General features: G+C 61.4%; 25 protein-coding genes. 19 read left to right on the forward strand and 6 right to left on the reverse strand.

The genetic code is table 11. The features are described 5' to 3' along the window. Positions 1 to 42: 42 nt before the first annotated feature. The 4 genes from GV044_RS14740 to GV044_RS14755 all read left to right on the forward strand — a co-directional run bounded on the left by GV044_RS14740 (position 43) and on the right by GV044_RS14755 (position 2,826). Complete coding sequence (locus GV044_RS14740; RefSeq protein ID WP_159872198.1) at positions 43 to 606, forward strand: VOC family protein; 564 nt, start codon at positions 43 to 45, stop codon at positions 604 to 606. Between the two features lie 315 nt (positions 607 to 921). Next, positions 922 to 1,188, forward strand: coding sequence for a hypothetical protein (locus tag GV044_RS14745; protein ID WP_159872200.1), 267 nt, complete (start codon positions 922 to 924; stop codon positions 1,186 to 1,188). After that, positions 1,188 to 1,529, forward strand: coding sequence for a hypothetical protein (locus GV044_RS14750; RefSeq protein ID WP_159872202.1), 342 nt, complete (start codon positions 1,188 to 1,190; stop codon positions 1,527 to 1,529). The genes GV044_RS14745 and GV044_RS14750 overlap by 1 nt, the downstream gene beginning before the upstream one ends. 28 nt (positions 1,530 to 1,557) lie before the next feature. Next, positions 1,558 to 2,826, forward strand: coding sequence for an SRPBCC family protein (locus tag GV044_RS14755; protein WP_159872204.1), 1,269 nt, complete (start codon positions 1,558 to 1,560; stop codon positions 2,824 to 2,826). Positions 2,827 to 2,868: 42 nt separating this feature from the next. On the opposite strand, the gene GV044_RS14760 is transcribed toward GV044_RS14755, so the two are convergent. The 3 genes from GV044_RS14760 to GV044_RS14770 all read right to left on the reverse strand — a co-directional run bounded on the left by GV044_RS14760 (position 2,869) and on the right by GV044_RS14770 (position 6,158). Beyond that, positions 2,869 to 3,537 (reverse strand): TetR/AcrR family transcriptional regulator, encoded by a 669-nt coding sequence (locus tag GV044_RS14760; RefSeq protein WP_159872206.1) that lies wholly within the window; start codon positions 3,535 to 3,537, stop codon positions 2,869 to 2,871. 109 nt (positions 3,538 to 3,646) lie between these two features. Beyond that, positions 3,647 to 5,269: an FAD-dependent monooxygenase gene (locus GV044_RS14765; RefSeq protein ID WP_159872208.1), complete on the reverse strand. Its 1,623-nt coding sequence runs from the start codon at positions 5,267 to 5,269 to the stop codon at positions 3,647 to 3,649. A 121-nt stretch (positions 5,270 to 5,390) separates the two neighbouring features. Continuing rightward, positions 5,391 to 6,158 carry an SDR family NAD(P)-dependent oxidoreductase gene (locus GV044_RS14770; protein WP_159872210.1) on the reverse strand — a complete coding sequence of 256 codons (768 nt, stop codon included), beginning with the start codon at positions 6,156 to 6,158 and terminating at the stop codon, positions 5,391 to 5,393. Positions 6,159 to 6,773: 615 nt separating this feature from the next. Here GV044_RS14770 and GV044_RS14775 point away from each other — a divergent pair. Further along, positions 6,774 to 9,110, forward strand: a complete 2,337-nt coding sequence (locus GV044_RS14775) for a TonB-dependent receptor (protein WP_159872212.1) — start codon at positions 6,774 to 6,776, stop codon at positions 9,108 to 9,110. A 152-nt stretch (positions 9,111 to 9,262) separates the two neighbouring features. Beyond that, the gene (locus tag GV044_RS14780; RefSeq protein WP_159872214.1) at positions 9,263 to 11,671 is read left to right on the forward strand and encodes a TonB-dependent receptor; all 2,409 of its coding nucleotides are present in this window, start codon (positions 9,263 to 9,265) and stop codon (positions 11,669 to 11,671) included. 517 nt (positions 11,672 to 12,188) lie between these two features. On the opposite strand, the gene GV044_RS14785 is transcribed toward GV044_RS14780, so the two are convergent. Continuing rightward, positions 12,189 to 13,868, reverse strand: coding sequence for an FAD-dependent oxidoreductase (locus GV044_RS14785; RefSeq protein WP_159872216.1), 1,680 nt, complete (start codon positions 13,866 to 13,868; stop codon positions 12,189 to 12,191). 113 nt (positions 13,869 to 13,981) lie between these two features. Between GV044_RS14785 and GV044_RS14790 the strand changes: the two genes are divergently transcribed. From GV044_RS14790 to GV044_RS14825, 8 genes are all read left to right on the forward strand, one after another. Then, a complete protein-coding gene (locus tag GV044_RS14790) occupies positions 13,982 to 14,593 on the forward strand; it encodes a nuclear transport factor 2 family protein (RefSeq protein ID WP_159872218.1) in 612 nt (203 codons plus the stop codon). A 22-nt stretch (positions 14,594 to 14,615) separates the two neighbouring features. After that, on the forward strand, positions 14,616 to 14,996 hold the full coding sequence (locus GV044_RS14795) for a hypothetical protein (RefSeq protein WP_159872220.1): 381 nt from the start codon (positions 14,616 to 14,618) through the stop codon (positions 14,994 to 14,996). 272 nt (positions 14,997 to 15,268) lie between these two features. Beyond that, positions 15,269 to 16,072, forward strand: coding sequence for an SDR family NAD(P)-dependent oxidoreductase (locus tag GV044_RS14800; RefSeq protein WP_159872222.1), 804 nt, complete (start codon positions 15,269 to 15,271; stop codon positions 16,070 to 16,072). 98 nt (positions 16,073 to 16,170) lie between these two features. After that, positions 16,171 to 16,929: an SDR family NAD(P)-dependent oxidoreductase gene (locus GV044_RS14805; protein ID WP_159872224.1), complete on the forward strand. Its 759-nt coding sequence runs from the start codon at positions 16,171 to 16,173 to the stop codon at positions 16,927 to 16,929. Then, the gene (locus GV044_RS14810; protein WP_159872226.1) at positions 16,929 to 17,786 is read left to right on the forward strand and encodes a TetR/AcrR family transcriptional regulator; all 858 of its coding nucleotides are present in this window, start codon (positions 16,929 to 16,931) and stop codon (positions 17,784 to 17,786) included. Before GV044_RS14805 ends, GV044_RS14810 begins: the two co-directional genes overlap by 1 nt. A 143-nt stretch (positions 17,787 to 17,929) precedes the next feature. Further along, entirely contained in the window at positions 17,930 to 18,529 is a 600-nt protein-coding gene (locus GV044_RS14815) for a VOC family protein (RefSeq protein WP_159872228.1), read from the forward strand. A 1-nt stretch (position 18,530) separates the two neighbouring features. Further along, a complete protein-coding gene (locus GV044_RS14820) occupies positions 18,531 to 18,959 on the forward strand; it encodes a nuclear transport factor 2 family protein (protein WP_159872230.1) in 429 nt (142 codons plus the stop codon). Between the two features lie 93 nt (positions 18,960 to 19,052). Continuing rightward, positions 19,053 to 19,808 carry an SDR family NAD(P)-dependent oxidoreductase gene (locus GV044_RS14825; protein WP_159872232.1) on the forward strand — a complete coding sequence of 252 codons (756 nt, stop codon included), beginning with the start codon at positions 19,053 to 19,055 and terminating at the stop codon, positions 19,806 to 19,808. A gap of 45 nt (positions 19,809 to 19,853) precedes the next feature. Here GV044_RS14825 and GV044_RS14830 read toward each other — a convergent pair whose 3' ends face one another. Further along, positions 19,854 to 20,702: a fumarylacetoacetate hydrolase family protein gene (locus tag GV044_RS14830; RefSeq protein WP_159872234.1), complete on the reverse strand. Its 849-nt coding sequence runs from the start codon at positions 20,700 to 20,702 to the stop codon at positions 19,854 to 19,856. Positions 20,703 to 21,003: 301 nt separating this feature from the next. Here GV044_RS14830 and GV044_RS14835 point away from each other — a divergent pair, with 301 nt between their 5' ends. The 5 genes from GV044_RS14835 to GV044_RS14855 are packed head-to-tail and all read left to right on the forward strand — an operon-like array spanning position 21,004 to position 25,390. Then, on the forward strand, positions 21,004 to 21,813 hold the full coding sequence (locus tag GV044_RS14835; RefSeq protein ID WP_159872236.1) for an SDR family NAD(P)-dependent oxidoreductase: 810 nt from the start codon (positions 21,004 to 21,006) through the stop codon (positions 21,811 to 21,813). 45 nt (positions 21,814 to 21,858) lie between these two features. Further along, on the forward strand, positions 21,859 to 22,818 hold the full coding sequence (locus GV044_RS14840) for a hypothetical protein (protein ID WP_159872238.1): 960 nt from the start codon (positions 21,859 to 21,861) through the stop codon (positions 22,816 to 22,818). A 1-nt stretch (position 22,819) separates the two neighbouring features. Then, on the forward strand, positions 22,820 to 23,956 hold the full coding sequence (locus GV044_RS14845; protein ID WP_159872240.1) for a phosphotransferase family protein: 1,137 nt from the start codon (positions 22,820 to 22,822) through the stop codon (positions 23,954 to 23,956). After that, the gene (locus GV044_RS14850; protein WP_159872242.1) at positions 23,953 to 24,426 is read left to right on the forward strand and encodes a hypothetical protein; all 474 of its coding nucleotides are present in this window, start codon (positions 23,953 to 23,955) and stop codon (positions 24,424 to 24,426) included. The genes GV044_RS14845 and GV044_RS14850 overlap by 4 nt, the downstream gene beginning before the upstream one ends. A gap of 34 nt (positions 24,427 to 24,460) precedes the next feature. Next, positions 24,461 to 25,390, forward strand: coding sequence for a 3-keto-5-aminohexanoate cleavage protein (locus tag GV044_RS14855; protein WP_159872244.1), 930 nt, complete (start codon positions 24,461 to 24,463; stop codon positions 25,388 to 25,390). Positions 25,391 to 25,633: 243 nt separating this feature from the next. On the opposite strand, the gene GV044_RS14860 is transcribed toward GV044_RS14855, so the two are convergent. Further along, a complete protein-coding gene (locus tag GV044_RS14860; protein WP_159872246.1) occupies positions 25,634 to 26,953 on the reverse strand; it encodes a dihydrolipoamide acetyltransferase family protein in 1,320 nt (439 codons plus the stop codon). Between the last annotated feature and the right edge of the window lie 3 nt (positions 26,954 to 26,956).

Below are 26,956 nucleotides of genomic sequence, written 5' to 3' on the forward strand. Positions count from 1 at the left end.
GATCACACAAGCTTCGACATAAGTGCTCAAAGGAGGATGATGATGTTTGATGGTGCAGGCCGCGTTTTTCAGAACTGCTACGTTGTCGACGATCTCGACAAAGCGATCGAGCATTGGATCAAGACCATCGGTGCCGGGCCGTTCTTCGTGAACAGGAAGCTGGACAATCTGGAAATAGAGTACCGCGGCAAGCCGTCGGGAATCGACATCGATTTCGCTCTCGGCCAGGCTGGACCGATCCATATCGAGCTGATCCAGGACAACAGCAAGAATCCCACAGTCTACAATGACATGTACCCTAAGGGCAGCGGCGGAGGCTTTCACCACGTGGGCATGCTGGCCAAAGATTTCGAGGCCGCCGTCAGCGCATACGAGGATGCAGGATGCGAGCGCGGCATGATCGGCATGTTCGGCAGCACCCCGTTCGCCTACATGGATACACGGTCCTCGGTCGGTTTCTTTACCGAGTTCCACCACGACACGGCCGAAATCCGCGCGCTGTTCGACGGGGTCGAGGCAGCGTCGAAGGATTGGAACGGCGAGCGTCCGGTGCGTCCAATGAGCGAACTGCTCGAAGGTCCAAGAGACCCAGCCAACGCCCGATAAGATCAAGGGCTTACGGCTCCGTGTCTCGAGTGATCGGCACCTGAGTGCCGCTGGAGCACGCAGACCGGCGATGAAGCTCAGATGGGAAAAGCAGAGGTGCAGGCAAAAAAGTCGCGCCTGATTGAGAGGGAATGGTGCCCTGGTTGCCAGATGGAACCCGCCCGGAAGCCGGCCGGCTCGGCGACCTTCATGTGCCGTCGATGCGCCCGGGCAGCCGGCTGGCCCATGCCTGGCTCGAGGGCGAAGGGCGGACGTGTTCGACACTCTACCTGGTCACGCTGAAGCACTTCACTTTATTCGTCTCGGAAATTGCAGATGGATGGCACGCCGCCATCGCGTGCAGCCAAGGCGATCGGCATTCCCGTCAATTGCGTGTGCGTCGGCGAGCGCGGGGAGTATCGCAGCGTCGACGGGCGTTGGGATGCGCTCTGCGGCCTCGAACGCGGCGGCGCGTTGCTGGTTCGCCCCGACCAGCATGTCGCATGGCGCTCGGCACGGGCGCCGCTTGATCCCGCCGCTGAGTTGGAGAGGGTCATGCAGGTGCTGTCGATGAAGGAACAAGCCGCAATGGAGAACGCATGATGGCCGCCCAGCTGCTTCCAGCTTTTGCCGCTCTGGAACCTTTCGTCGACTACTGGGCGGTGCCCGGTACCCAGGCTCGACGGGAACGGCGCGAAGCAGCCTCGATGGCGGAGATCAGCGCGTTCTACACGGCGATGCTGGAAGTCGCTCGCGATGCGATCCGCCATCTTGAGGGGCGCGCGCTCGACGAACTGCCGCCAGAAGACGTTCGGCTCATGGAGCTGCTCCTGGCGTTGGCGCACGCCTCGATGGCTACCGAACTACACGGGCAACCCCGCGCGCCGCACACGCCCTATCCCCATGACGTTCGTCTCGTCGAAGGGGTGCGGCTGTTCAGCTGACACGATGGAAGTTTGAGGACGCGATCGAATGAACGAGATTACTTCGGACTTCCGAGCGGACCGGACCCATTTCACCGAAGCGGCTGGGCTGGATAAGGGGCCGGTCTCGCTTGAACCTTACCGCTCGCAAGCTTGGTTCGAGCGCGAAGTCGAGAAGGTTTTCAAGCGAGCTTGGTTATGCCTTGGGCGCGTCGAGCGGATCAAGACTCCGGGCGACTTCTTCTTAGAGCAGATCGACGTGGCGAAGGCGTCGGTGATCATCACTCGCACCAGAGCGGGCGAGGTCCGCGCCTTTCACAATGTCTGCTCGCACCGAAGCAACAAGGTCGTGCTTGAAAACTCTGGAAACGCATCGCGGTTTGTCTGCCGCTACCACAATTGGACTTACCGCAACGACGGTGAGCTAATCGGGGTGCCTGATGCAGCGAACTTCTTCGATTTGGACAAAAGGAAGTGCGGCCTGACATCGATCGCCTGCGACGTCTGGGAGGGCTGGATTTTTATCAATCTTCAGCCCGAGCCCGAGGTGACGCTCGAGGAGTTCCTCGGCGATTATGGCGAAGCCTTCCGCGGTATACCGTACCCACATGCCGAAACGTCGGTGCTGTTCGTGTCACGGCTCAGGGCAAACTGGAAGGTCATCGCGGACGCGTTTGCAGAAACCTACCACGTGCCGGCGATCCATCCGGCGACGATCGGTACGACGTTCGCAAGCAATGATAACCCGTTCGCCCGGCCTATCAGCGCCAACACCTGGGGCCCGCACCGGTCATTTTCGACGTATGGCAACCCGGAGTACGTCCCACCGGAAGGCGCGCACGTAGAGCGGCTATTTTACAGCAACATCACCACAGGCAACGTGCTCTCGGCCGCAAGTCTGGGTGATACCGAGACATTGCTCAGCCACCCGGCCATCAACCCCACGAAATCCGAAAGCTGGGCGGTGGACGTCAACTGGATCTTCCCGAACTTCCAGATCGATGTCTCTCCCGGCGGCTTCTGGACACACCACTTTTGGCCTGTGTCGCAGGACGAGACGCGCTGGGAAGCTCGCTTCTATGTGCCCGATGCGATCGATGTCTGGCAGCGGCTACAGCAGGAACATTATATCGCGCGGCTCGGCGAAGTCCTGCTTGAGGACGTAGGCAACACCGAGCGCACTCAAGAGGGTATCGCTTCGGGTGCAAAGTCGGACATGCCGTTGCAGGATGCAGAAGTACTGATCCGCCATAATCTGAAACAATTGCACAAGTGGGTGGAGGCAGACACGGTTCGCGAGGCACTGAGACCCGACTGATCTATCACTCGAGCGGTGGAGCCCCGCGCCGCAGCAACGGCCCTAAAAGCCGGCCTCGGCGCGAACGACCTTGCCGAGGCTTTCGGCCAGAGGGGCGAGGCGGCCACGTTCCGCTTCGCCTGGGACCGCGTAGAGCCGCAAGATGCTGCTGTAGATGATTTGTGCCCTAAAGCCTTCATCGCTGAGCTCCCCCTGAACCCAGAGGTCAAGCGTTCCTAAAAAGTAGATCTGGTGGTCTCTTGCGAGCTCCTCCAACCCGACACCCGGCGGCAGCATCCCCGCGTCTCGGAGCCCCGCAAGGTGTTCCATCCAAAAGGCAAGGGCACGCCCCATGAAGGCAGGGCGGTGAACCGGATCTGACACCCCTAGCAGGTAGCGGTATAGCGGCTTGAAGAGGGCCGTGTCGCTGGTGAAGGTATTGGCAGCGATCTCCGAGGCCCGGATAGCATTCTCGACCGGATCGTTCCCCTGCGCGGGCGTTGCGGCAATGACCTTGTCCAGCGAACTGTTCAGCAGCGCGTAGAGCACCGAGGCTTTCGACTGCAGCAGGTTGTAGATGGTGGCGGTGCTCAGACCCGCGCTTCTGCTGAGTTCGGCCATTGAAAATTCGGTATGGCCTTGCGCGCGCACTAGGGCCTCGGCCGAAGCGAGAATTGTATGCTTCTTCTCGTCCTTCTTCTTCTCGCGCCTGATGCTCACAACCAGCCCCATAGCTGATGCGCCGACCGAGGCCGGCGCATCGTGTCGATCGCTTAGGCAAAAGGCTGGTATGGCCTCACGATCAAGCTTTTTCGGGCGGCGCAGTTGCAAGAAAAGCGGTTTATCGTCCCACGACGAGATCCAACAACGCGGCGGTGTCGTCTGGGAGTGCATCGCCACGCCATGCGACGTGTTGGTCGGGACGAACGAGGAGCAGGTTGCGCTCGTAGATCGGGCGCAAGTCCCGCCGTTCCAGGCGCAGTATGTCGAGCGGTACACCGCGTTCGGTCGCCACTGCTTCCAGTGACGAAGTGTCCGTGCCATCGAGGACGACAAGAGTAAAGTAGAGCCCTAGCTTATCGTACAGCGACTCCCCATCAGCCAGAAACACATGTGGCAAGCGGGCGCCGGGCCAAGTGGTGGGCTGGTAGACGATGGGGTCGATCGCAGGTGGGTTGGGCTCGCGCGCCACGATCGGAGATTGATCGTAGCGATAGCCGAACTCGACCCCCCAGCTCTCGTTTTCAGCGTTGCCGAGCGCTTCGATCTTGCGAGCCAGTTCGGCGCGACGTGCGTCCGCTTCGGGGCCCTGCGCCTCAAGGTCGCCAGCCTCCTGGTAAAGCCCGGAAATCTGGATCCGCACGCCCATGTGGCGACGCGAGGCCTCAAGGTGCCACCACGCGGTTGGACGGCGCTCGAGGTCGTACGCGGTGAGCAGTTTATCGCCGCCCCAGCCATGGAGGCGTGCGGCGAGGACCCAAGCCATCGCCGCAGCATCGGCGATTCCGGAGTTCATGCCATAGCCGCCCGTTGGAATATACTGGTGGGCACTATCGCCGCCGAGCAGCACGTTGCCCTCGCGGTAACGTTCCGCAACCACGAAGTGCGCGAACCAAGGGTTGGCCTGGAGGATCTCATACTCGAACGGCTTCCCGACCCAGCCTTCCAGCACCTGCTCGGGCGTCATCTCATCCGGCTTCGAGTCAGGCGTAAGCCAGGCCTGCAGAGTGTAGATGTCCTTGTCGTTCTGCGCGATGATCGTGCCCGAGCCGGATTGGAGATGGTAGACCGGCCCCCAGCGCTGCAGCAGTTCGGCATCGTTGGTGCGGAAGTGTACCATGTAGGCACCCGCAACGTTCTCGTCGCCTTGCAGGTTGATACCGAGGCACGCGCGCACGCGGCTACGCCCGCCGTCGCAGCCTGCCAGGTAAGCGCAATTGACTGTCTCGGCTTCGCCGGTGGCGTCGTTGGCAATCTCGGCGACGACCCCGTCCGGGCCGTTGTCGATGATGCTCTCGAACCGGGTGCCAAACCGGACGTCCACTAGCGGACTTTCGTCGATCGCCCTCTTGAGAACAGGCTCGATTTCGATTTGGCTCACGCGTAGCGGAGCCTGGGCACCTTGCGAGCCGTCATTGCACGAGCGGATGATGTCCGTCTTCTCATTCGCGGAAGGATACGGGAAGCGGTGGAGGTCGTGTCCGACCATGGACGTTACCCACAGGATGTCGAACGCGTTCTCGCGCGGCACGCCTGCGTCACGCAACTTTTCGTCGAGCCCCAAGCGATGGAACAACTCCATGCTGCGGCCATTCGTCAGGTCCATCTTAGGGTGGCGCGTGGTCGTGGGATTTCGTTCGACAAGCATCGAGCGAACGCCGTAACGCGCCAGGTTTAGGGCGAGTGCCATCCCAACCGGCCCGCCACCGGCGATGAGAACAGGCACGTCCTGTGAGTTGCCCATGCTAAAATCCGCTCCCTAGAATGTATCGGAACACAGTTGGGCTGCCCGCGCCTATGACGCTTCACAGACCATATGGTCAGTTAAATGCGGCAAAGGCGCCGCGGCGTCAAGTCGCCCCGGCTCATCGCGCCGTGTATCCCCCGTCGACTGCAACTGCGGCAGCGTTCATAAAGGCCGCTTGGTCAGAGAGGAGGAAACGGGCGACGTAGGCAACGTCCTCAGGCTCGCCAAAGCGGCCTACCGTGTGGCGCGCGAGCGCAGAGTCATAGTGGGGCCTGAACTCGGGATTGTTGACCAGGTCGACAATCATCGGTGTGTTGATCATGCCAGGTAGCACACAGTTGACACGTACGCCGGTCTCAATGGCTTCGCTCGCGGCGCCGCGGGTGATTCCAATTACCGCGTGCTTCGAGGCGACGTACTCCGTAGAGTAGGCCTGCGCGACAACGCCGTTAGCCGAGGCGGTGTTGACGATCGCACCTCTGCCTGACTTTCGCATGGCAGCGATCTCGTGCTTCACGCACAGAAAGATCCCGACGGCGTTGACGCCATTGACCTTGTGCCAATCATCCAACGTGAGGTCTTGCGTCAATTTGTTCAACATCTGCACGCCGGCGTTGTTGTAGGCGCCGTCCAGGTGCCCATACAGCTCGACTCCCTTCTCTGTTAGGGCTTTTACCTGGGCCTCATCACTGACGTCGACCTGCATCGTCCCAACTTCGCCGCCGGCCTGCCTCACCATGTCCGCCGTCTCATCGACGCCGGCCTTGTTCCAGTCGCAGATAAGAAGGCGGGCGCCGGCTTCCGCGAAAAGTCGGGCGGCGGCGCGGCCGATGCCGGAGGCGGCACCCGTGATGATGATGCTCTTTCCCTCAAGCATGCGAGCCATAACCTTTCCTGCGTCCTCTGGGTCTATCGACTCGCGCGCTCATTTTTTGCCGATCAGCGCCGCAAGTCGCCGCCTTTCTCCGAACAATTGACCAGAGTGTCAAGAAAACGTCGGCGCTCTGGTGCCGGGCAGACGGGGAGGGGAGCCTTACCCCGTGCCGACTGGGGGCTCAGCAAAGAGGATGCCATGGGCAGAAACACTGGCTTACCACGGGGAATGATACTCGAAGCGACATATCTATCATCGCGAACGACAGGAGTTGCGCAAAGGACACAGTGCCAGATGATTCTTGACCATCCGCATCAAGTGCAACTTTCGAGATGGCTGAGCGGAGGCATTTTCTTCAGCAATGCCAGGTACATAACCCGAAAACGGTCTAGCTGCGAAGAGGTAATTGACCAGATTGTCAGGTCGCAGTAGTGCTAGAGATCACAGAAGAGGACCCGGTTGCCTAACGCGACCCGGCAAATGGGAAGAGGTCGAAGCGGACGTCCGCTGAGCATTGACTTGAGAACGTGGAGCAAGAGGTCGGGGTACAACCAGGCCGTTGCGGTGCTTTATAATCTTAGAGGGGATGGATGGATGAAGAGCGTATCGAGATGCCGTGACGTAAGGTTGAGCAAAGTACGGCAGCGCGTCCGGTGCTCACGCATCGTCCTGGCGCTTACTCTAACGGCCAGTTGGACTACTTCGGCAGCCGCGCAAGATGTTGCACAGAACAACGATCAGGCCGATACTGTTGATAGTCTGCGGAACCTGGACGAGATCGTGGTGACCGCCACCAAGCGTGAGCAAAACGTCAACGATGTTGGTATTTCGATTACTGCTTTGAGCGCGGAGTCGCTCGCCAAATCAGGCATCACGGACTCCACCGGCATCACGTTCTCTGTACCAAATCTTGAGAATGCACCCGTGTTCGGTCCCGGATCGAACACCAACTTTTCCGTGCGCGGCGTTGCTCAAAACGACTATAACGATGGCACGGAATCCCCGATCGCCACTTATGTGGACGATGTCTATCTCGTCCCGACGGGAGCCGGCTCCTTTCCGCTATACGACATGCAGCGAGTGGAAGTGCTGCGCGGACCGCAAGGTACGCTGTTTGGGCGCAACAGTACCGGCGGCTTGATCCACTTCATATCCGCAAAGCCGACTGATAATTTCTATGCTTCCATCAGCGGCATGTACGGGTCGCACGACACGAAAGAGATTACGGGCGTCCTCAACATCCCGATCGTTCAGGATAAGGTCTCACTGCGCATCGCCGGCCAGTACCACGACAACGACGCCTGGATGAACAATCTGTCCGGGACCCAGCCGGACAACGGGCAGCTCAAGACCCGTTCGGTCCGCGCGATACTGCGGCTGAAGCCGACCGATACGATTACCGACGACATCAAGTTCTCGTACGACAATGCGCATGGATACACCAATGGGGTGTTCCATCAGGCAGTTGGGATTGACGCGGTCACCGGCAACCAGTTCGTTCTAGGAGCGAACCAGGACTTCTATGGAACCGGACCGCAGCGCGACTCCTTTGGTCTCGCCAACGTGGAGCCGGGCGAAAGCGACAATGGCTCGGTTCGGCGTCTGAATGGGACAAACTCGTATCTCGTCTCCAACACGCTCAATTGGGATCTCGGCGCCACCACAATCACCTCGGTGACCGCGTACAACCATTACCATCGTGATCAAATCGAGGATTGCGACGGTCTCCAGCCGTCGATTTGTAACACGCACTACGACAACGTCAGCCGGCAGGTGACGCAGGAGCTGCGCTCTTTCACAGATCTGGGTGGCGTGCGGATCACCGGCGGTGTTTATTATCTCTGGCACAAAGTAAACTTGCGCAACTTCATCCCGCTTCTGTTGAATGTGCCTTCGGTGACGTTCGCGCAGCGGGTGGACGGCCAGCAGCGGTCGAGGAGCTACGCCGCATTCGGTAACGTAGAGTGGGACGCAACGCCGACGATCACTGTGATCGGCGGTCTACGCGTGTCCAAAGACAAGAAACACTTCAATCAGGATTTGCGTTTCGTACTGCCCGCCGATCCAGCGAACCCGTTCCCCAACTACTGGAACACGATGGCGCTGGACATTCCGTATGGCGACACGATCGCGCAAAACCTGTTTGACGAGTCCACCGCGGGATCGCTCACCAGGATCAACAAGACGACATGGTCGGCAAAGGGTGAAGTGGACTTCAAGCCCACCGACAGGACGCTGGTCTACGGATCGATCTCGCGCGGCATCAAGTCGCCGGGCTTCAACAACGGCGTTATTTCCATCGGGCTCACGCCGGAGCAGTACCAGTTCAAGACTGAGGTGCTGACTGCTTACGAACTGGGTCTCAAGCAGGAGATCGGGCGGATCGGCAACTTCAACCTGTCCGGTTTCTACTACGATTACAAGAATTTCGACACGCTCTCGTTTGTCGGCGTAGCCTCGTTCACCGATAACCATGACGCCACTCTCTACGGGATCGAGGGCGATATCAGCCTCCGGCCTGTCGAGGGCCTGACGTTGAAGCTCAACGGCGGACTGGTTCACAGCAAGTTGCAGGATGTTGCTAATGCCGCGCTGGTGGTTGCGGACCGTGACATGCCGCTAGCGCCCTCCTGGTCGGTGGGTGGGTCCATTCGTTACGAGCTGCCGATAGCGAACGGCGATTACCGCCTTGGGCTCCAGGCGGACGCGCGGGCGCGCGACTCCTTCTACAACAATCCCGGCAACGATTCTGCGGCTAAAGTCCCGAGCATGGAACTGGTCAATGCACGCGTTGACCTGGCGGACGCGAACGACCGCTTCGAAGTCGGCGTTTCGGTCAAGAACGTGTTCAACAAGACGTATATCACCTCGCTGTTCCTGCTCCAGGGACTTGGCGGCTATCGGTACGGGCAGATCGGCCTGCCACGTTGGGCGTCTCTTGACGTCACCGTTAAGTTCAAATGAGGGGAGCTGAAAGATAGCGAGAGGCGGTGGTAAGAAGCCGATTTCTCCGGCCCACCGTACTCTGGTCAACAATCGAAACCGCCGCCCACCGTCGGTCACCCATAAGGTGGGCACACATGCAAGCGGTGCAGAATGCCCGCAGGGAGACGTAAATGCACAGTCAGATCAAAATTTCGCTGCTCGTGGGTGCGAGCCTCTTCGCAGTTCCGGGCGTCGCATCCGCGCAAATTGGACAGGCCGGTCAGACCGCGCCGGGCGCGCCCGAGGCAAGTGCTGAGCCCGTTCAAACCTCCAGCGTGCAGGAGGGCGACATCATCGTTACCGCCAACAAGCGTGAGCAAAAGCTCAACGACGTCGGCATCACCGTGGCGGTGCTCGGCGGCGACGAGCTCAAGTCCAAGCAAATCGTGAACCTGCAGGATTTGGCACAGTCGATTCCTAGCTTGTCGTACACCAACTCGGCGAATGGCACCCCGGTGTACACTTTGCGAGGCATTGGGTTCTACGAGACGTCGCTTGGCGCTTACCCGACAGTGAGCGTCTACGTAGACGAAGCCCCGCTCCCGTTTGCTGTGCTGACGCGTCACTCGGCCTACGATCTTGAGCGCGTCGAGGTCCTCAAGGGTCCGCAAGGTACGCTCTTCGGTCAGAACTCCACCGGAGGTGCGATCAACTACGTCGCGGCTAAGCCAACCAAGGATCTTCAGGCAGGGCTAAACTTAACCTACGGTCGCTTCAATCAGATTATCGGCGAGGGCTACGTCAGCGGCCCGCTGAGCGAGAACCTGTCGGCGCGGGTCGCCGGAAGGATCGAGCGGATGGATGGCTGGCAGATCAGCAACAGCCGCCCGGGCGATCGCAACGGTCGTATCGAAAACTACATGGGCCGTGCGATCGTCAATTTCGAGCCGACCGACACGATCCGCTTCAGCCTCAATGTGAACGGTTGGAAGGACAAGAGCGACCCCCAAACGCCGCAGTTCATCGCTCGCAACCTTCAGAACCCGGTTCCAAATCCGGCCTGGGAAGCGGCGCAGCTCTCGCCGATGAAAGCGCGCGCCTCGGACTGGACACCGGGACTTCCGTTCGCAAACAATCGCCTGTGGCAAACCGCGCTGCGCGGCGATATCGATCTAACCGACAGCATCACGCTGACCTCGCTGACGTCGTATGTTGATTACAAGCAGAACCAGGCGGACGAAGGCGACGGTATCCCACCACAGAACCTCGACCTGCCGAGTGACCGCGGTCGCATCAAGAGCTTCTTCCAGGAGCTGCGTCTTGGGAACGGCGGCCAGGGCTCGTTCCGCTGGGTTGCGGGTGCCAACATCGAGAGCAGCAAGGTCGACCAGATCGTTGACCTGAACTACTCAGCCTCGTCGTCCAACTCGACGCTTGGCACTCTTGGTTACCCGATCTCCAGCGCCCATTACACCAGCTTCCAGAAGATGCGGAACTATGCCGGCTTCGTGAACGGCGAACTCGACTTGTCGGACACCCTCACGGTGAAGGGCGGTGTGCGCTACACCAACGCGCGTACGAAGGCCCAGATCTGCAATCGCGACCTGTCGGGTACCACCACGAACGTCGGGTCGTTCTTCTATGACGTGCTTCTCGGCGGCACCCTCGGGCGCTACGATCCCAGCTATTGCTTTGCGATCAACGATCAGCCCGAGACGATCGGCGGCGTTGCTCCCGGGATGCCGGGGCAGTACAACGCGACTCTGCACGAGGACAACGTGTCCTGGAAGGCTGGCGTCGACTACAAGCCGCGCCCCGGCATGCTGATCTACGCTAATGTCGGACGCGGCTACAAGGCCGGCAGCTTCCCCAACGTCTCAGCCTCGACCTTCGCGCAGTACCTGCCGGTTACGCAAGAATCGGTCATGTCCTATGAGGGCGGCTTCAAGGCGACCCTGCTAGACCGAACCCTGCAGCTGAACGGCGCTGGCTTCTACTACGACTATTCCGACAAGCAGCTGCGCTCGAAGATCGACGCCGCACCGTTTGGTATTCTCGACGTGCTGCAGAACATCCCGAAGTCCACGATCTACGGCTTCGAGCTGGAGGCGACCATGCGCCCGACGCGGGGCTTGGTCGTGAACGCCGCTTACACATACATCCACACGAAAATTGACGAGTTCAGCGGCATCAATGGCGGCGGCGTGGTTAGTGACTTCGCTGGCTCGGGTATCCCCTTTACACCCAAGCACCAGGTAGCCGTAAGCGCGGATTACAGCTTCCCCGTGGGCTCGGATCTGCAAGGGTTCGTGGGCGGTACCGTCACGATGCGTTCCGACACGTTCTCCGTCATCGGCGGCGAACAGAACCCACCGGCTGCCGATCCAAGCAACTTTGCGGTCTACGGCATCGACGGGTATACACTGGTCGACGCTCGCCTCGGCATCAAGGGCCCGAACGATCGTTGGCAGGTGTCGGTGTTCGGCAAGAACATCTTCAACGAATACTACTGGAACAACGTCGTTTCCGCGTTCGACACCATCGTGCGCTACACGGGCATGCCCGCGACCTACGGCGTGAGCGTCGGTTTCAAGTACTGACGGCAACCGGTCAAACTGATCTACCCTGACTGGGCGGCGGAGCAATCCGCCGCCCTTTTTTTGTTCATCACGTGCAGGGCGAGTGCTGCTGATTGCCGGGGACTCGGCAAAGCCGTTCGCACTTCGAGCATCGAAACGATGTTCGCGTCCCCTTCAGTCTAAGCAGTGGGGCCGAGAAGTCAAAAGTGAAGGAAGGTACTGTCTTAGTCCAAACGGGCACGATCCGCCGGCTTGAGGGCGATCAAGGAGGACAGTTGATTTGCGCCTCGCAGAGCAAGTCCTTTGCGATATGCCGCGCAGATGGGGCGAGCATTCGAGGCGGTTGAGACAGGGTGGAGTAACGCAGCTACAAGCGACGACCCCGCGCTTTGCCGCTGACGAAATCATTGCCGTAGCGCGGCCGTGGTCACCTTGGGCTAAGCGCGCCGACCAAGTGAGGATTTTACCAGGAAGTCGGCCCCTCCCTGCTCCAGGGGGGCGATGGATAAACTCGACGGTGCCGAGGCTTGGATCTTTCTCAAGCAGCCAGCTTGCGTCCCGCACGATAGCCGAACACCAGAGCCGGACCAATGCTTGAGCCGCCGCCCGGGTAGCGCCCATACATCAGCGAGTTCATGTCAAGTCCGACTGCAAACAGGCCTGGCACCGGCTGTGACTCTGCGTTCAGAACTTGGCCGTCAGGGGTAGTCTTGAGGCCGAGGGTTGTGCTGCAATCTCCAGGGTGAATCTCGATAGCGTAGAACGGACCGCGATCGAGAGGTGCGAGGTTAGGGTTGGGCGTGTGGTTGAAGTCGCCCTGCGCATTGTCGTAGGAGTTCGAGCCGCGACCAAAATCGGGGTCTTCCCCTCGCGCCGCGAACTCGTTGAAGCGGGCGATGGTCTGCTCGAAGTTGGCCTTGGGAATGCCAAGTTTGTGCGCCAGGCCCGGGATCGTCCCAGCCTCGATGAGGTAGCCGTCGCGGACCAGATGCCGATAGGGCAGAGGCGCTGGCATCGCCACGCCCATGCCATACTTTCTCAGCGCAACCTTGGTGCCGATGAACCAGGCCTTCCGTATGCCAGAGGCGTTCATGTGGCTGACGAACTCCTGGTAGGGAGAAGCCTCGTTCCCGATGCGGCGCCCTTCGGTGTCGACGATGATCGTGCCGGGCTTGCCGCGATCTGGCCCGAAGTGCGGGAACACCGATTTGATGGTGCCGTCCTTTGCCCGATGAGCCGAGCAGGGCGCCCAGATCCCATTGGAGATGTTAGGCTCCGCGAAAACGCCGCCGGCGCCTTGCCCCATGCGGATCCCATCGCCCACGTTCTCCGCTGGCTGCGCCGACAGATGGTCTTCCGCCAGTGGAATGTACTTGGCGCGCATCTCGAGGTTTGCGCCAAAGCCACCACTGGCGAGCACCACGCCGTTGCGCACGCCTATGGTACGCTGCTGGCCACCGATCTCGAGCACGATGCCAACCACGCGGCCGTCGCTCTCGTCCAGGCGGACCGCAGGTGTGTCCCGGCGCAGCGTGACGCCCGCATCGAGCGCAGTGCGCATCAGGCGTCCCACGAGGGCATTGCCGTGTGCCATGTGCGTACCCTTGCCGTAGGTGACTACGTCGCGCACGAAGCCGGCCATGCGCTTGGCGCTGAACCGGAAGCCTTCCCACGTCCGGAAGGCGGAGGTCAGCTTTGGTACGTGCTGCATGTCGGTCTGGAAAGATCCGAACGCGACATAGCCGGGCAGCGGATTGCGCACATGGCGAATGTAGTCGCCCAGCTCACGGCCATTGAAAGCTTCGGCGATGATAGTCCGCGCGGCCTTGGCGCCGGGTTCGCCCGGATGATAGTCCGGTAGCAGCACGGGGTAGAACCGCACCTTCGTTTTTTCGTCCATGAACTTAAGCATCTCTGGGCCGGTTTCGACGAAGGCCTCGACGAGATCTGTGTCGTAGCTGTTGCCCAGCGTGGCGCGCAGATAAGTGTACGCTTCCTCGGGCGTGTCGTGCTGGCCAACGCTGGCCATATACGGGTTGTTGGGGATCCAGGCGCCACCGCTGGAGAAGGCGGTCGTCCCGCCGAAGAGTTCCGCCTTTTCCGCGACGAGCACCTTCAATCCCTGCTTAGCGGCGACTACCGCGGCGGTCAGACCAGCAACGCCGGATCCCACCACCACGACATCGTACTCGGCTTCAACGGCAGGTTGCTTGCTCATTCTCAGTTCCCGTCAGATGCCGTCGGTTGCGCACAAGGGGGCGATCGCTATGCACTTTGCGCAATCGCTTTCTCGCACCCTCTATCATGCTCTTGGCGGCTGTTATGGTCCAAATGGTCAGTTACATCCGACGGCTTGGCGGCCAAGTCAAGTCGGCAACGCACAGCCCGCGAGATGAGCACTATTCAGAGTATCGCGGGCTGGCCCTGCGTTTGGGCAAGGACCAATCATCCGGAGGTTTGAGAATCGTAATTGACCAGAAGGTCTGTTTGCTCCACTCAATGGGCGAGAGCCGCGACGACGGCCGAGACAGTGGAGAGCAGATAATGGACATTGAGGCGCATGCACTGGCCGACAAGCTTGGCCAAGCCATTCGTGAGCGCAACCCTGACCTGCTGCGCCAGATCTACGCAGACGATATCCGCGTTTGGCACGGCGCCACGGGCAGTGCGATGGGCAAGGACGAGAATATCGGAATGCTGACGGCCGTGTTCGCAATCTCGTCCGGGCTCGAGTATACCGACGTACGGCGTCATGACATCGAGCAGGGCTTGGTCCAGCAGCACACGCTCGTCGGAACATTTGACGACGGCGCAAACATGCCGGGGCTCAATGCCTGCATGGTGATCAAGGTTGCAGGCGGAAAGATCGCCAGCATCGACGAGTACTTCGATGCTCAGACGTTCGCCCCAGTCTGGGCGCGCCTCGCGGCCCAGCCCGCGTAACGCAACCAGAGGGGATCAAGCAATGGCGAAATATGTTCTGCTGGCGATGACCAACCCAGTCGAGGGTCGGACTGACGAGTACAACGCCTGGTACGACAACACAGCGTATCCCACTTACAAGTCTATTCCTGGTCTAACCCCGTTAGGTCGCTTCAAGGCGGTTGAACTTGAACCGATGTTCCCATTCCAAATGGAGAACCGCTTCAACTATCTCTCGATGTATTACTTCGAAACAGACGATGTGGTGGCGTTCATGCAGAGCGTCAAGGACGCGTTCGGTCGCCATCCGGAATACTCTCTCTCCGAAGATATCGATAAATCGGTGTTCTTCGAGCCGGTCTACGTGGCGATGAGCGACGTAAACTTCGCCCCGATCGACCGCTATGAAGAGTTGAAGTGCTGATTGGCCGCACTTGTCCCTCCGTGCGGGGTTGGGGGGCGGCGACCGGACGCGCTCAGGCGCTCACAGCTAGCCAACCCTGGCCCATCCGCCGCGCGGGCGTTTTCGTCGCCGCTGAGCAAGGTTTTGGTCTGACTCGGCCTTTCAGATTGTATGGTCAGCTACCTGGGACTGGCACCAAGACCAAACCGCTGCCTTTGACGGTCACGGACATGGTGATCTCGATCCATGCGCTTTGCTGACGGTCGGAGCATCGAAGAGAACGGGAGAGAACTATGTTTGCCGAGTGTTTCGCCGGACGGGTGGCGATCATAACGGGTGGCGCTTCTGGAATTGGAGCGGCTACAGCGCGCTTGCTCGTTGCAGGGGGAGGCATGGTGATGCTCGCCGGCTTGGATAAAGCCAAGGGCGACGCCTTTGCCGCCGAACTGGGCCCCTCGGCCAGCTACCAGCGCTGCGACGTGCAATTCGCCGACCAGATTGAAGCTCTCGTTAAGATGACGGTGGCGACTTACGGTCGGGTCGACATGCTGGTCAACAATGCCGGCATGGGTGGCATGGGATCGACCACCACGACCGAGCCCGAGCTCTGGCGTCAAGTCATCGAGGTCGATCTGTCATCGGTCTATCACGCCTGTCGCGCCGCAATCCCGCACATGCGCGCCAGCGGCGGTGGAGTGATCGTCAATAACGCGTCGATCTCCGGCATGCGTGGCGACTATGGCATGGCGTCATATAACGCGGCCAAGGGCGCGGTGGTGAACTACACGCGCAGTCTTGCGCTGGACCACGCACGCGAAGGCATCCGTGCCAATGTGGTTTGTCCCTGCGGCATCGACACGCCGTTGTTGGCTGGGGTTGCAGGCGTGCCCGGGCTACTCGAAGGCTTCTTGAGAGCGACGCCGCTCGGGAGACTGGGACAGTCGCAAGAGGTGGCGAATGTCATCGCGTTCCTGCTCTCGGACGCAGCCTCCTACGTGACTGGCGCCGTTATCCCGGTGGACGGCGGTGTGACCGCCGCCACCGGGTTACCCAACATGAACGAGTACATGGCGCGCCTGAAGGAAACGTACGATTAGTCCCGCGCGTCGGAGCCGAGCGATCGAGGAAGGCCGCTCTCTGGCCAGCGCCCTGGTGACCCGAGGCTTGCTGGCACGTTGATACAAGGAGAAATAAGATGAGTGGCATACAAGATCGTTCCATCATTGTAACCGGCTCGGGCAGCGGCATCGGCCACGCTGCGGCCATCCTCTTTGCGCAGAAGGGCGCCAAGTTGACCCTTGCCGACCGCAACGCCTCCGAAGGCGAGCGCGTGCTTGAGGAAGTTCGAGCGGCGGGCGGGACAGCGCAGTTCGTTGCCACGGACATTGCCGATCCGGCGCAAGTCAAGGCTATGGTGGCAAAGGCGGTTGAGACGTACGGTAGGCTTGACGGTGCGTTCAACAACGCGGGCATCCCTAATGTCGGCAAACGCACACATGAACTGGAGTATTCCGACTGGCAGCGCATGATCGACATCAACCTGAGCGGCACGTTCTACTGCATTAAGCACGAGGTCGAAGAGATGCTGAAGACGGGTGGCGGCGCCATCGTCAACACCTGCTCCGTGGCCGGGCTGGTGAATGTCCCAGGCACCGCTGAGTACACTGCCGCCAAGCACGGCGTGGCCGGGCTGACAAAGGCGGCCGCGGTCGATTACGGGCACGATAACATCCGCATCAATGCGATCGCGCCGGGGACCGTCTACACCGAGCTGTTCGTGAAGGCGTGCGAAGTCAATCCGCAACTCGAGGAGTTCTGCAAGGGCGTGCATCCGATCGGACGCTTCAGCCAACCTTCGGAACAGGCTGAGGCAGCCCTGTGGCTGCTCACCGACGCCGCTTCCTTTGTGACCGGCATCATCATGCCGGTGGACGGTGGCTACACGGCGGTTTGATGAATTGCTGCCTCGGACGGTCATTCCTGTCCGGGGCTTCGCTACATGGACGCAAGCGGCCCTGCCTGGCGCGGGCCGGTTGCAATATCTTACCCATGATGCGACAGACTCGCGATGCTCATACACACAACGGTCAGGACATGACGAAGGCAGCTCCAGCCAAGACCGAGGGACAGCCGAGGAGGTCTGGGCGCACCGCTGTCCGGCTGACCGATCGCAAGGTTTCACCGTCGACGAGCGAAGCAGAGGGCGGCAAGCGTCGCCGACGCGGCGACGAGGTGCGCAGCAGGATCCTTGCTGCAGCGCTAGACTGCTTTGGTGCGTTCGGGTTCGATGGTACCTCAACCCGTGCGGTGGCAGAACGGGCTGACGTGACCCACACGCTGGTGCTTTACCACTTCCAGTCCAAGGACAAACTCTGGACCGCAACGATCGAGGCGGCCTTGGAAGAGTACGGTGCTCAGATCCGCGCCGACTTGGAAGCCGCCACGAGCGAAAGCGCGAAGGTCGCGCTCGCCCGTTTCGTTGAGCAATTCGTGCGAATGTCGGCAGAGAAGCCCCAAATCCACCGCATCCTCACTGCCGAGGGCAATCAGGGCACTGATCGGCTCGACTGGGTGATCGAAAACTTTCTCCAATGGCACTACTCCGCGATCTGTGAACTTGTGCGCCGCGGCCAGTCGGAAGGCACTGTTCGCCAGTGCGATCCGGCGCGGCTGTATTATCTTATAATCGGGACCGGCGGCACACCGTTCACGCTAGCGGTGGAGTACGAGCGCCTCACTGGCCGGGACGTGTTCTCCGAGGCCGAGATCCTCCGCAACATCGCCTTCATCTTTGAGATCCTGTTTGTCTGAGCTAGCGGAAAAAACCTCCTCGCGACGTGGCAGAGTGGACTTCTAATATTGACCAAATGGAAAGTATGAAGCAGATTCTCGACTAAGCCCGGTGTCCATAGCGAACCATGAGTCGGTAACCGGCGATAGGCGAGGAGAGCGATATGTCTGCCCAGACTCTTGACCGTGAAGAGCAATCTTTGAACCGGGTGATCTCGCCCGAACGTTTCGCCCACATGGTGGTGCGCACCTCCAAGTTCGAAGAACTGGTGAACTGGTACCAAACGGTGCTCGGCGCCAAGCCCGCATTCAAGAACGATATCCTGGCGTTCCTGTCCTATGACGAGGAGCATCATCGCGTCGCAGTGCTCAACGTGCCCGATCTGGCTGAGCAGCCCGAGGGCATCGCCGGCTTCCATCACGTCGCCTTTACCTACCGGTCGCTCGATGAGTTGCTGAGCACTTACGAACGTCTCCGCGACCTGGGCATCATGCCGGTGTTCCCCATCAATCATGGCCCAACGACCTCGATCTACTACGCCGACCCTGACGGCAATCAGATCGAGCTTCAGGTCGACAATTACGACACGGTCGAAGAGGCCACCAAGTTCTTCTACTCGGACGCGTTCGCGCAGAACCCCATTGGAGTCGAATTCGATCCTGAAGACTTGATCCGGCGCTTGAAGGCGGGTGAGCCTGAGGAGGACGTCAAGCGGCGCCCTGACATCGGTCCGCGCGGCCTCGCTGACGTGAAGCTGCGTTGACATGAGCAACTCCGTTCCGCTCGATACGCGCTTCGCGGCCACTGATCTGGTCCATCTCTTCTTCCGACTGGTCGATGAAGGTCGCGCTGCTGAGACCGCCGACTTGTTCACTGCCGATGGCAGCATCACTTTCGGACCGGGCGCCCCGGTGCCCGGAACTGTGTCAGGCGAGGCCATCCGCGGCGCTATGACCGCGCGCCAGGCCCAGACGCACGTGACCACCCGCCATGTGCTGTCGAACCTCAGCGTCGAGCGCGAGGGCGATGACGGCATGGTCGTTCGCTCGCTTTTGACCTTGTTCCGCTCGGACGATGAGAGCCGCGTGAGCACGGTAGCTTCTGTCGCTGATGTGACGGACCGCCTGAGGCGGGACGGAGAGAACTGGAAAATCGCCAGCCGCCTCGTCAGCCCAGTATTCAACCGCTCTTGAGCTGAGCAAAACCTGGTGAGGCGCGAACCTGCCGGTTGAGCCGTCGCGGAACGGGGCCGTCTGCCCGGACATTACCACAGAAAGACAATCATCATGTTCGATTTGAACGGCAAGAGCATCGTCATCACCGGCGCTGGCTCGGGGATCGGCGAAGCGACGGCGCAGCGCCTGCAGCGTGCGGGCGCGCACGTGCTCGTGGGCGACATCTCGGATGTGGGCAATACAGTCCGCGGGTGGGGTTGCGAGTTCCGCCGCACCGACGTGTCCGACGAGGCGCAGATGGCCGCGCTGCTCGACGAAGCGGTCGACCGCTTCGGCAAGCTCGACGTGCTGGTCAACAACGCCGCGATTGCCAACACCCACGCCGTCGCCGAAGCCGATCTCGAGCGAGCGAACCGCTACTATCGCGTCAACGCGCTGAGCGTTCTTGCCGGCATCCGGGAGGCAGCCAAGCGCATGACCGCAGGCGGCTCTATCGTTTCGATTGCGTCTTTGTCGGCGGTGCGCGGCACGCCGGGCTGGGCGGAGTACGCCATGTCCAAGGCTGCCATCATCTCTGTAACCCAAACTGCCGCGGTAGAACTGGGCCCGCAAGGCCTGCGCGTCAACGCGGTGTGTCCGGGCGGCGTGCGTACACCGTTGGCAGTCGAAGTGAACGGCGATGCACTGGACAAGGCGATGCTTGCGCTGGCGCCGCTCGGCCGCATCGGCAAGCCCGAGGAGATCGCCGCCATGATTCACTTCCTGGCGAGCGACGATGCGAGCTACGTGACCGGTCAAGCCTACGCTGTCGATGGCGGGTGGGGCGTCGGAACTACCCTGGCAACGCTGGGCTTGGCGCTAGCTTGAGCCTGACGTGATCGGGCACGGGGGTGAAGCCCCCGTGCCCAATACTCATTCCGCGCGCACGACGTTCTCGATTGCGCCGATGCCATCGATCTCCACGCGCACGACGTCGCCCTCTTTCAGCCACCTTGGCGGCTGCATGACCGCGCCAACGCCCGATGGTGTGCCGGTGAACACGATGTCACCCGGCTCCAGCGTCATGACCTTTGAGAGGTATTCGACCTGGTCGTAGCAATCGAAGATGAAGTGGTGGGTGTTCGAGCTCTGCCTCTTCTCGCCGTTGACGAGGCAGCGGATGTCGAGGTTGTGCGGATCGACTTCGTCGGCGGTGACGATCCAGGGACCGATCGGCGCGTGCGAATCGAACGACTTGCCGATCATCACCTGGGTGGTCTTAAATTGCCAGTCGCGCACAGACACGTCGTTGCCGCACATGAAGCCGAAGATTGCCTCCTTGGCCTGTTCGCGCGTGGCGTGGCGGATTCGCTTGCCGATCACGAAGACCAGCTCTGCCTCGTAATCGAGCGCAGAAGACACCTTCGGCAGTTCAATTCGCCCGAATGGGTCGTTGATGCAAGTGCCCTGCTTGCAGAACCAGAACTGCTCGGCGGGTAGCTCCATGTCGGCTTCCGCGGCATGATCGGCATAGTTGAGGCCAAGTGCCAGGATCTTGCCTGGTCGAGGCAGCGGTGCGAGCAGCGTGACCTCATCCAGCTGGTGATCGGCCGCGCGTCCGGCAAGCGCGGCCACGCCTCCCGACAGACTGCTCCAGTTCTCGATCAGCTCGCTTGGTGACGAAGGTGCCTCAGGCAAGTGCGCCAGATCGATGATGCCGTCGTTGATGATGAGGCCGAGGCGAACCTCTCCCTGCGTCGTGGAGTAGCGCGCGATCTTCATGGCGGATCCTCGTCCAAACTTCGTCCGCGGCGAGCATAGACCGGATTATCGGTATTGCGCAAATGGTCAGTTAGGAATAGCGTCCGACCGAGCTGGCCATGCGACTGGGCCGGCGATGGGAGAGACACTTTTCGCCGCCATCATGCCGTCGGGGACCATAGTCGGTCCGCTCGGCCTCGCGTGAGAACGAACGGGCTGCGTCTTCATCACCTCTGGTCGCGTGACTGTCGGGGCAACGATGCGATGAGTCGCGTTTGGGGTTGTCCTGCGAAGGGGCTGCGGAACGCTTGGGAGATGCTGCATGGCAAGACTTGAAGGTAAGATCGCGCTCGTTACTGGAGGCGGTTCGGGGATCGGCAGGGCCTGCGCCAAGCGGATGGCCTCGGAAGGCGCGGTCGTCACAATCGCCGACATCAATGACGAGGGCGCGAACGCTGTCGTCGCAGAGATCGCCGCCGCGGGTGGGCAGGCCTATGCCGTTCACTGCGACATCACCAACGAGCAAAGCATTCGCGAAGCCGTTGAGGGTGCGGCGGCTCGCAGCGGCCGCCTCGACATCGTGCACAATAATGCGGCCTTCGTGACGCCTGAAGTGTTCGCGCAGGATATCGACATCCTTACGCTCTCAACCGAGAACTGGGACGCGGTGATGCAGGGAACCTTGCGTGGCACTATGCTGGGCTGCCGCTACGCCGTAATCGAAATGCTCAAGAACGGCGGCGGCAGCATCATCAACACCTCGTCGATGTACGGCATGAGCGCGTTCAACCGGCAGGTAAGTTATGGCGTGTCCAAGGGCGCCATCAACACACTGACGCAGTACGTGGCAACGCGCTTTGGCCGCAAGGGTATCCGCTGCAACGCAGTTGCGCCCTCGATGATCGACACGCCCCTGTTGCGGTCGGTAATCCCGCAGGAATTGCTCGACGCCAATCTCGAGGCAACGCTGACTCCGTTCCTGGGCACCGTGGATGACGTCGCCGCCAGTGTCGCGTTCCTCGCGTCTGACGACGCACGCTACCTGACCGGGCAGATCTTGCGCGTCGATGGCGGCACCACGGCGCACTTGCCCACTTACGCCGACGCGCGACGCTTCTTCGGGGACGATTGATCTCGCCGCACACGCCTCACCAAAATTTTCATCCAGGAGACTTGGATGTTCGATAACACTGAACTTGCCGATCCGGCCATGGCGATCGACCTCGTGCATGATGGGCGCCACCGCCTTTCCGATCGGCCGCTCGCGCGAGAAGCCAGCGCCTACATCGTGGTCCTTCCCGAGCACCAGCTGGCCTTCTTCACTTACACTTACGTCTCCGGCCAAGGCGTGGCGGGCGCCAAGATCGCGATCTTCGGCCCGGGGGTCGAAGGCGGCACCCTTTACGAGAAGATGGAGGATCGCGCGGTCGCCGAGTCCGACAACTTCGACGCTTGGCACATCGGTGCCTTCAGCATGGAGCAGGACCTCGCGTTCGATCGCGCACGCATTCGCTGGGACACCGAGACGATCTCGCTCGACTATACCTTCGAGGCAACGCACCCGCCGTACTCCTATGCCGGCGATCCGAAGGGGTGCCCGAGCTTCTGCGCTGACGACCGCATCGAGCAGAGCGGCCGAGTGAGGGGGCATTTGCGGTTCCAGGATAAAACCATTGAGCTGGACTGCACCGGCCACCGCGATCACAGCTGGGGCACGCGCGACTGGATGGCGATGCAGCACTACGAGTGGTTCCTGGCGCAGGTGGGCGAGGATGTCTCTATCCACTTTTGGCAGCTTCAGGCGCTTGGCCGGGTCGAGCTGCGCGGCTACGTCTACAAGGACGGGCTCATGGCTTGCATCGAGGACATGGACCTCAACGTCGACTTCGACGAACAGTGGTTCCACTGGTCCTACCAGGCCACGATCACGGATACCGAAGGACGTGAGACCAAGCTGGACGGCAAGGTCTTCGGCCACACTCTGCTCGACTCGCATCCGGAGCTGAAACTGCACGAGGGGCCCGGCGAGTGCGCCGTCGACGGGCGACCCGGCGTTGGCTGGCTCGAGTGCGCCTGGCCGACTGCCTACCTCAATCACATCCGGGCCAATGGTCCTTATGAAACCACGAGGCGATGACATGATCCCCTACGACGACATGGAGCCCGCTTGCGCCCGGCTCATCGCCGACCGCATTCGCAAGCGGCCGCAGCCGCCATACAGCGCTCGCAATACCGCCGAAGTGGCCGAGCGGCTCGAACGATTTCTGGCGCAGCATCAGCCTGGTGCCCGGGTTTCTGGTGTCGCGCGCATGGGCGGAGGCGCTTCGAAGGAGCAGTTTGTCTTCACGCTGGACCGCGATGGTGCTCCGAGCCAGCGCTATGTATTGCGAATGGACCCTGCCGAGGCGATCACCGAGACCGACCGACGCCGCGAACACGACATCCTCCGCGCGGTGCAGGGCTTGATCCCAGCGCCGCTCCCCGTCTGGCTGGACCAGGAAGGGGACGCTTTCGGCCAGCCCGCGGTGATCATGGAGTTCGTGGGCGGCGTAACGAAACCGTCCAACGCTGCAGCGAAAGCCACCGGCGTCGGCACGTGGCTCGGCGATCCGCTCCGTACGCAGATCGGCCCGCAGTTCGTCGACCACCTTGTCAGCCTGCACGGGCTGAAGTGGGACGTGCCCGGGCTGGCAAGCTTCCAGGCGCCCACGGCCGATCCCCAGCAGGCCGCGCGCTGGACGCTAAACTATTGGCGCGCTCTGTGGGCTACCGACAAGGTCGAGGATCGGCCGATCATGAGCTACGCCGAGCAATGGCTGATCGAAAACATGCCGTCCTGCGACGAGTTGGTCATGATCCATGGCGACTATCGTACCGGCAACTACCTCTTCGATGAGAGCACCGGTCGGATCACGGCGGTGCTCGATTGGGAACTCGCCCGGATCGGCGACTTTCACGAGGATCTCGCCTACACGCTGGTCCAGGTTTTCGGCACGTGGGACGATGGCCTGTTCCGCGTGAGCGACCTCTATCCACGCGAAGAGTTTATCGCCGCCTACGAGAAGGCTTCGGGCCGGACTGTCAACCGACGCACACTGCACTGGTATGACGTGCTCAGTGCCTTCAAGATCTACGTTGTGGTCGCCGCGAGCGGCCTGTCGGCGGCGCGCGCCGCCCATAATCATCAGGATGTCCTGCTGTCGTTCGTCGCCTCAATCGGACCCATGTTCGCCGACGACATGCATCGCCTGCTTTGCATGGAGGAATTCGCATGACGCCGACGATCGATGAACGACTTGCCAGCGTCATCCGTTCGCTGACTGACGTGATCCTGCCTTCTCTTCCTGGCGATGCAGGCATGGCTCAGGAGCAACTGCACATGTGCGTGGGTCACCTAGGCATTCTGCGCAGCCAGATCGACGGCGCGGCTGCTTACGAGGCCGAGGAACTGGGTGATGCCAGGCAGCTGGCGGAAGCGTTGGTGGCAATCGAAGGGCTTGGTGCCGCGGTCAGCGACGCGCGCGAGGCGCTTGCCGCCCTGTGCCGTCAGGCTGACGGTGATCCGCGCGCGCATCGCTTGGCGCTGAACTCCGCCATCGACGAGCTTGTCGCTGCGGCTGGCGAGGAAGGGGACGCGGCGGTGATGTCGCCAATCCGCCAGGTCATCCTGCGCTTCGAAGGGGCGCGCATCGCCAAGGACCGCCGTTGGTTCGCGCCGTTTGGTTTCGACACCATCGAAGCTTGAAGCACGAACATTCCAGACGAGACAGGAGACTACCATGGCGCAAGCCAAGACGATCATCAGTTGCGCCATCACCGGCTCCATTCATACGCCTTCGATGTCGCCATACCTGCCCGTTACTGCGGAGCAGATCGCGCAGAGCGCGCTGGAGGCAGCAGAGGCCGGCGCCGCGATCGTCCATCTTCACGCGCGTGATCCGCAGGACGGTCGCCCGGTGCACACGCCCGAGGACTTCGAGCCCTTTCTGAAGGTCATCAAGCAATCGAGCGACGTGGTGGTCAACATCACCACGGGCGCCTCGCCCTACATGCCCGTCGAGTACCGGGTGAAGCCGGCCGAGACCTGGAAGCCCGAAGTGGCCAGCCTCAACATGGGCTCGATGAATTTCGGCCTGTTCCCGATGCTCAAGCGCAGCCGCGAATGGAAGCACGACTGGGAGCCCGAGATGCTGGAGGCGAGCCATGACCTCGTCTTCCGCAACAGCTTCAAGGACATCCGTTATGCAATGGAGACGCTGAACGCGACGGGCACACGCTACGAATTCGAGTGCTACGACACCAGCCACCTCTACAACCTGCACTACTTCTGGAAGGAGGGCCTGGTTCAAGGCCCGCTGTTCATCCAGACCTGCTTCGGCCTGCTCGGCGGCATCGGCGCCCATCCCGAGGATGTGATGCACATGAAGCGCACCGCCGACCGCCTGTTTGGCGACGAGTACCGCTGGTCCGTGCTGGCGGCGGGCGTCAACCAGATGAAGGTCGCCGCGATGGCTGCCAGCATGGGCGGGCACGTGCGCGTCGGGCTGGAGGACAGCCTGTGGCTCGGCAAGGGCGAGCTTGCCCAGACCAATGCGGCGCAAGTCACCAAGGTGCGCCAGATCATCAAGGGGCTGGGCGGCGAAATCGCGACACCTGCCGAAGCACGCGAGATCTTGGCGCTAAAGGGCGGTGATCAGGTGGGATTCTGAGATCCAATACCCTCTCCCTGGCAGGAGAGGGTAGCGGCCTTACTGCGTCAGAGCTGACGCTGCGGGGAGGATCCAAGAGGGCCTCCTTTTCTGAGCCGGCGAGCACTGTTCCGCTGCGGATCAGCACGATCCCAGGGCATGTGTGACCTCTCGGTTGGCGGAGATGAGCTCGCGTCCAAATGGCCAACAAGCAAGCGCCCCGGGATGACTCCCAGGGCGCCTCTGTTTTCGGACTGCTTGCGCTCAGGCGCAGATGAGAAGCGGCTGCTCGACGATGTCCTTGAAGGCAGCAATGAACCGCGCACCGACAGCGCCGTCGATCACGCGGTGGTCGAAGCTGGCCGTCGCCGCCATGACCGTGGCCAGCTTGATCTCGCCGTCGACGTTCCAGGGCTGGCGGATACCTGCCGCAGTGCCGAGGATCAGGGCCTGGGGCGGATTGATCACCGGGACCATCTCATCCACGCCGAACATACCCAGGTTCGAGATCGAGACTGTGCCGCCGGTATAGTCTTGCGGCGTCAGCTTGCCGTCACGCGCCCGTTGCGCGAGCGCCTTGCTCTGGGCGGCTATTCCGGCGAGTGACAGTCTGCCCACGTCACGCAGCACAGGTGTGATCAGCCCGCCCTCGATCGCCACGGCCATCGAGACATCGACGCGCTCGAAGCGGTAGATCTCGTCGCCGCCGAACTGCACGTTGGCTTCGGGCACTTGATCGAGGGCCAAGGCAAGCGCCTTGATCAGCAGATCGTTGACCGACAGCTTGATGCCACGACCCTCCAACGCCCCGTTCAGCTGCGTCCGCAGCGCCAGGAGAGGATCGAGGTTGCAGCGCACTGTCAGGTAAAAGTGCGGGATCTGTTGCTTGGCATCGGTCAGCCGTCGCGCAATCGTCTTGCGCATGGAGCTGAACTTCTCGCGTGTGAGAGGAACGCCCGCAGGGGGCTCGACCGAGATCGTGCGGGCCAGTGGAGCTTCGGCAGTGGGTGCCGTAGCCCGGGCGGCACGAACGATCGACGCAGGGATGCCAAGGTCCGCCTTGACAATCTTGCCGCGAGGGCCGCTGCCCGAAATGGCCGAGAGGTCGACGCCCTTCATCGCGGCGATGCGGGTCGCGAGGGGAGTGGCGCGGGTCTCGTCGAACGTCGGGCGCTCTCCGGTCGCAGCGGTGGTCGGCGGCGGGGCCGCCGCAGGAGGCGAGCTGACCTTCTGCGTCTCGGACCCAGGCAGCGCATCTGGATATGGTAGCGCCTCGGCAGGTTCAGCAGGCTCCAGAACGGCAGGAGCATCGGCTGCAGGCGCCCGCGCCTCAACGCTTTCGTCCACGCCGACCAGCACTGCGATCACCGTGCCGACCTTCACGTCCTCCGAGCCGTCAGGGATGGTAATCTGTGATAGGCGGCCGTCGGCATCGGCTTCCAACTCCATCGTCGCCTTGTCGGTCTCGATCTCGGCGATCATGTCGCCGGCCTTCACGAGGTCGCCCGGGGAAATCAGCCACTTGGCGAGCGTGCCCTTCTCCATGGTCGGGGACAGCGCCGGCATCTTGAGTTCGATGGCCATGGT

The sequence above is a fragment of the Novosphingobium sp. 9U genome (assembly GCF_902506425.1).
Lineage (GTDB): Bacteria > Pseudomonadota > Alphaproteobacteria > Sphingomonadales > Sphingomonadaceae > Novosphingobium.

Coding starts and splice junctions, on each gene's coding strand:
- GV044_RS14740 (WP_159872198.1), top strand. CDS start 43: ATGTTTGATGGTGCAGGCCGCGTTTTTCAGAACTGCTACGTTGTCGAC.
- GV044_RS14745 (WP_159872200.1), top strand. CDS start 922: ATGGATGGCACGCCGCCATCGCGTGCAGCCAAGGCGATCGGCATTCCC.
- GV044_RS14750 (WP_159872202.1), top strand. CDS start 1,188: ATGGCCGCCCAGCTGCTTCCAGCTTTTGCCGCTCTGGAACCTTTCGTC.
- GV044_RS14755 (WP_159872204.1), top strand. CDS start 1,558: ATGAACGAGATTACTTCGGACTTCCGAGCGGACCGGACCCATTTCACC.
- GV044_RS14760 (WP_159872206.1), bottom strand. CDS start 3,537: ATGGGGCTGGTTGTGAGCATCAGGCGCGAGAAGAAGAAGGACGAGAAG.
- GV044_RS14765 (WP_159872208.1), bottom strand. CDS start 5,269: ATGGGCAACTCACAGGACGTGCCTGTTCTCATCGCCGGTGGCGGGCCG.
- GV044_RS14770 (WP_159872210.1), bottom strand. CDS start 6,158: ATGGCTCGCATGCTTGAGGGAAAGAGCATCATCATCACGGGTGCCGCC.
- GV044_RS14780 (WP_159872214.1), top strand. CDS start 9,263: ATGCACAGTCAGATCAAAATTTCGCTGCTCGTGGGTGCGAGCCTCTTC.
- GV044_RS14785 (WP_159872216.1), bottom strand. CDS start 13,868: ATGAGCAAGCAACCTGCCGTTGAAGCCGAGTACGATGTCGTGGTGGTG.
- GV044_RS14790 (WP_159872218.1), top strand. CDS start 13,982: ATGGTCAGTTACATCCGACGGCTTGGCGGCCAAGTCAAGTCGGCAACG.
- GV044_RS14795 (WP_159872220.1), top strand. CDS start 14,616: ATGGCGAAATATGTTCTGCTGGCGATGACCAACCCAGTCGAGGGTCGG.
- GV044_RS14800 (WP_159872222.1), top strand. CDS start 15,269: ATGTTTGCCGAGTGTTTCGCCGGACGGGTGGCGATCATAACGGGTGGC.
- GV044_RS14805 (WP_159872224.1), top strand. CDS start 16,171: ATGAGTGGCATACAAGATCGTTCCATCATTGTAACCGGCTCGGGCAGC.
- GV044_RS14810 (WP_159872226.1), top strand. CDS start 16,929: ATGAATTGCTGCCTCGGACGGTCATTCCTGTCCGGGGCTTCGCTACAT.
- GV044_RS14815 (WP_159872228.1), top strand. CDS start 17,930: ATGTCTGCCCAGACTCTTGACCGTGAAGAGCAATCTTTGAACCGGGTG.
- GV044_RS14820 (WP_159872230.1), top strand. CDS start 18,531: ATGAGCAACTCCGTTCCGCTCGATACGCGCTTCGCGGCCACTGATCTG.
- GV044_RS14825 (WP_159872232.1), top strand. CDS start 19,053: ATGTTCGATTTGAACGGCAAGAGCATCGTCATCACCGGCGCTGGCTCG.
- GV044_RS14830 (WP_159872234.1), bottom strand. CDS start 20,702: ATGAAGATCGCGCGCTACTCCACGACGCAGGGAGAGGTTCGCCTCGGC.
- GV044_RS14835 (WP_159872236.1), top strand. CDS start 21,004: ATGGCAAGACTTGAAGGTAAGATCGCGCTCGTTACTGGAGGCGGTTCG.
- GV044_RS14840 (WP_159872238.1), top strand. CDS start 21,859: ATGTTCGATAACACTGAACTTGCCGATCCGGCCATGGCGATCGACCTC.
- GV044_RS14845 (WP_159872240.1), top strand. CDS start 22,820: ATGATCCCCTACGACGACATGGAGCCCGCTTGCGCCCGGCTCATCGCC.
- GV044_RS14850 (WP_159872242.1), top strand. CDS start 23,953: ATGACGCCGACGATCGATGAACGACTTGCCAGCGTCATCCGTTCGCTG.
- GV044_RS14855 (WP_159872244.1), top strand. CDS start 24,461: ATGGCGCAAGCCAAGACGATCATCAGTTGCGCCATCACCGGCTCCATT.
- GV044_RS14860 (WP_159872246.1), bottom strand. CDS start 26,953: ATGGCCATCGAACTCAAGATGCCGGCGCTGTCCCCGACCATGGAGAAG.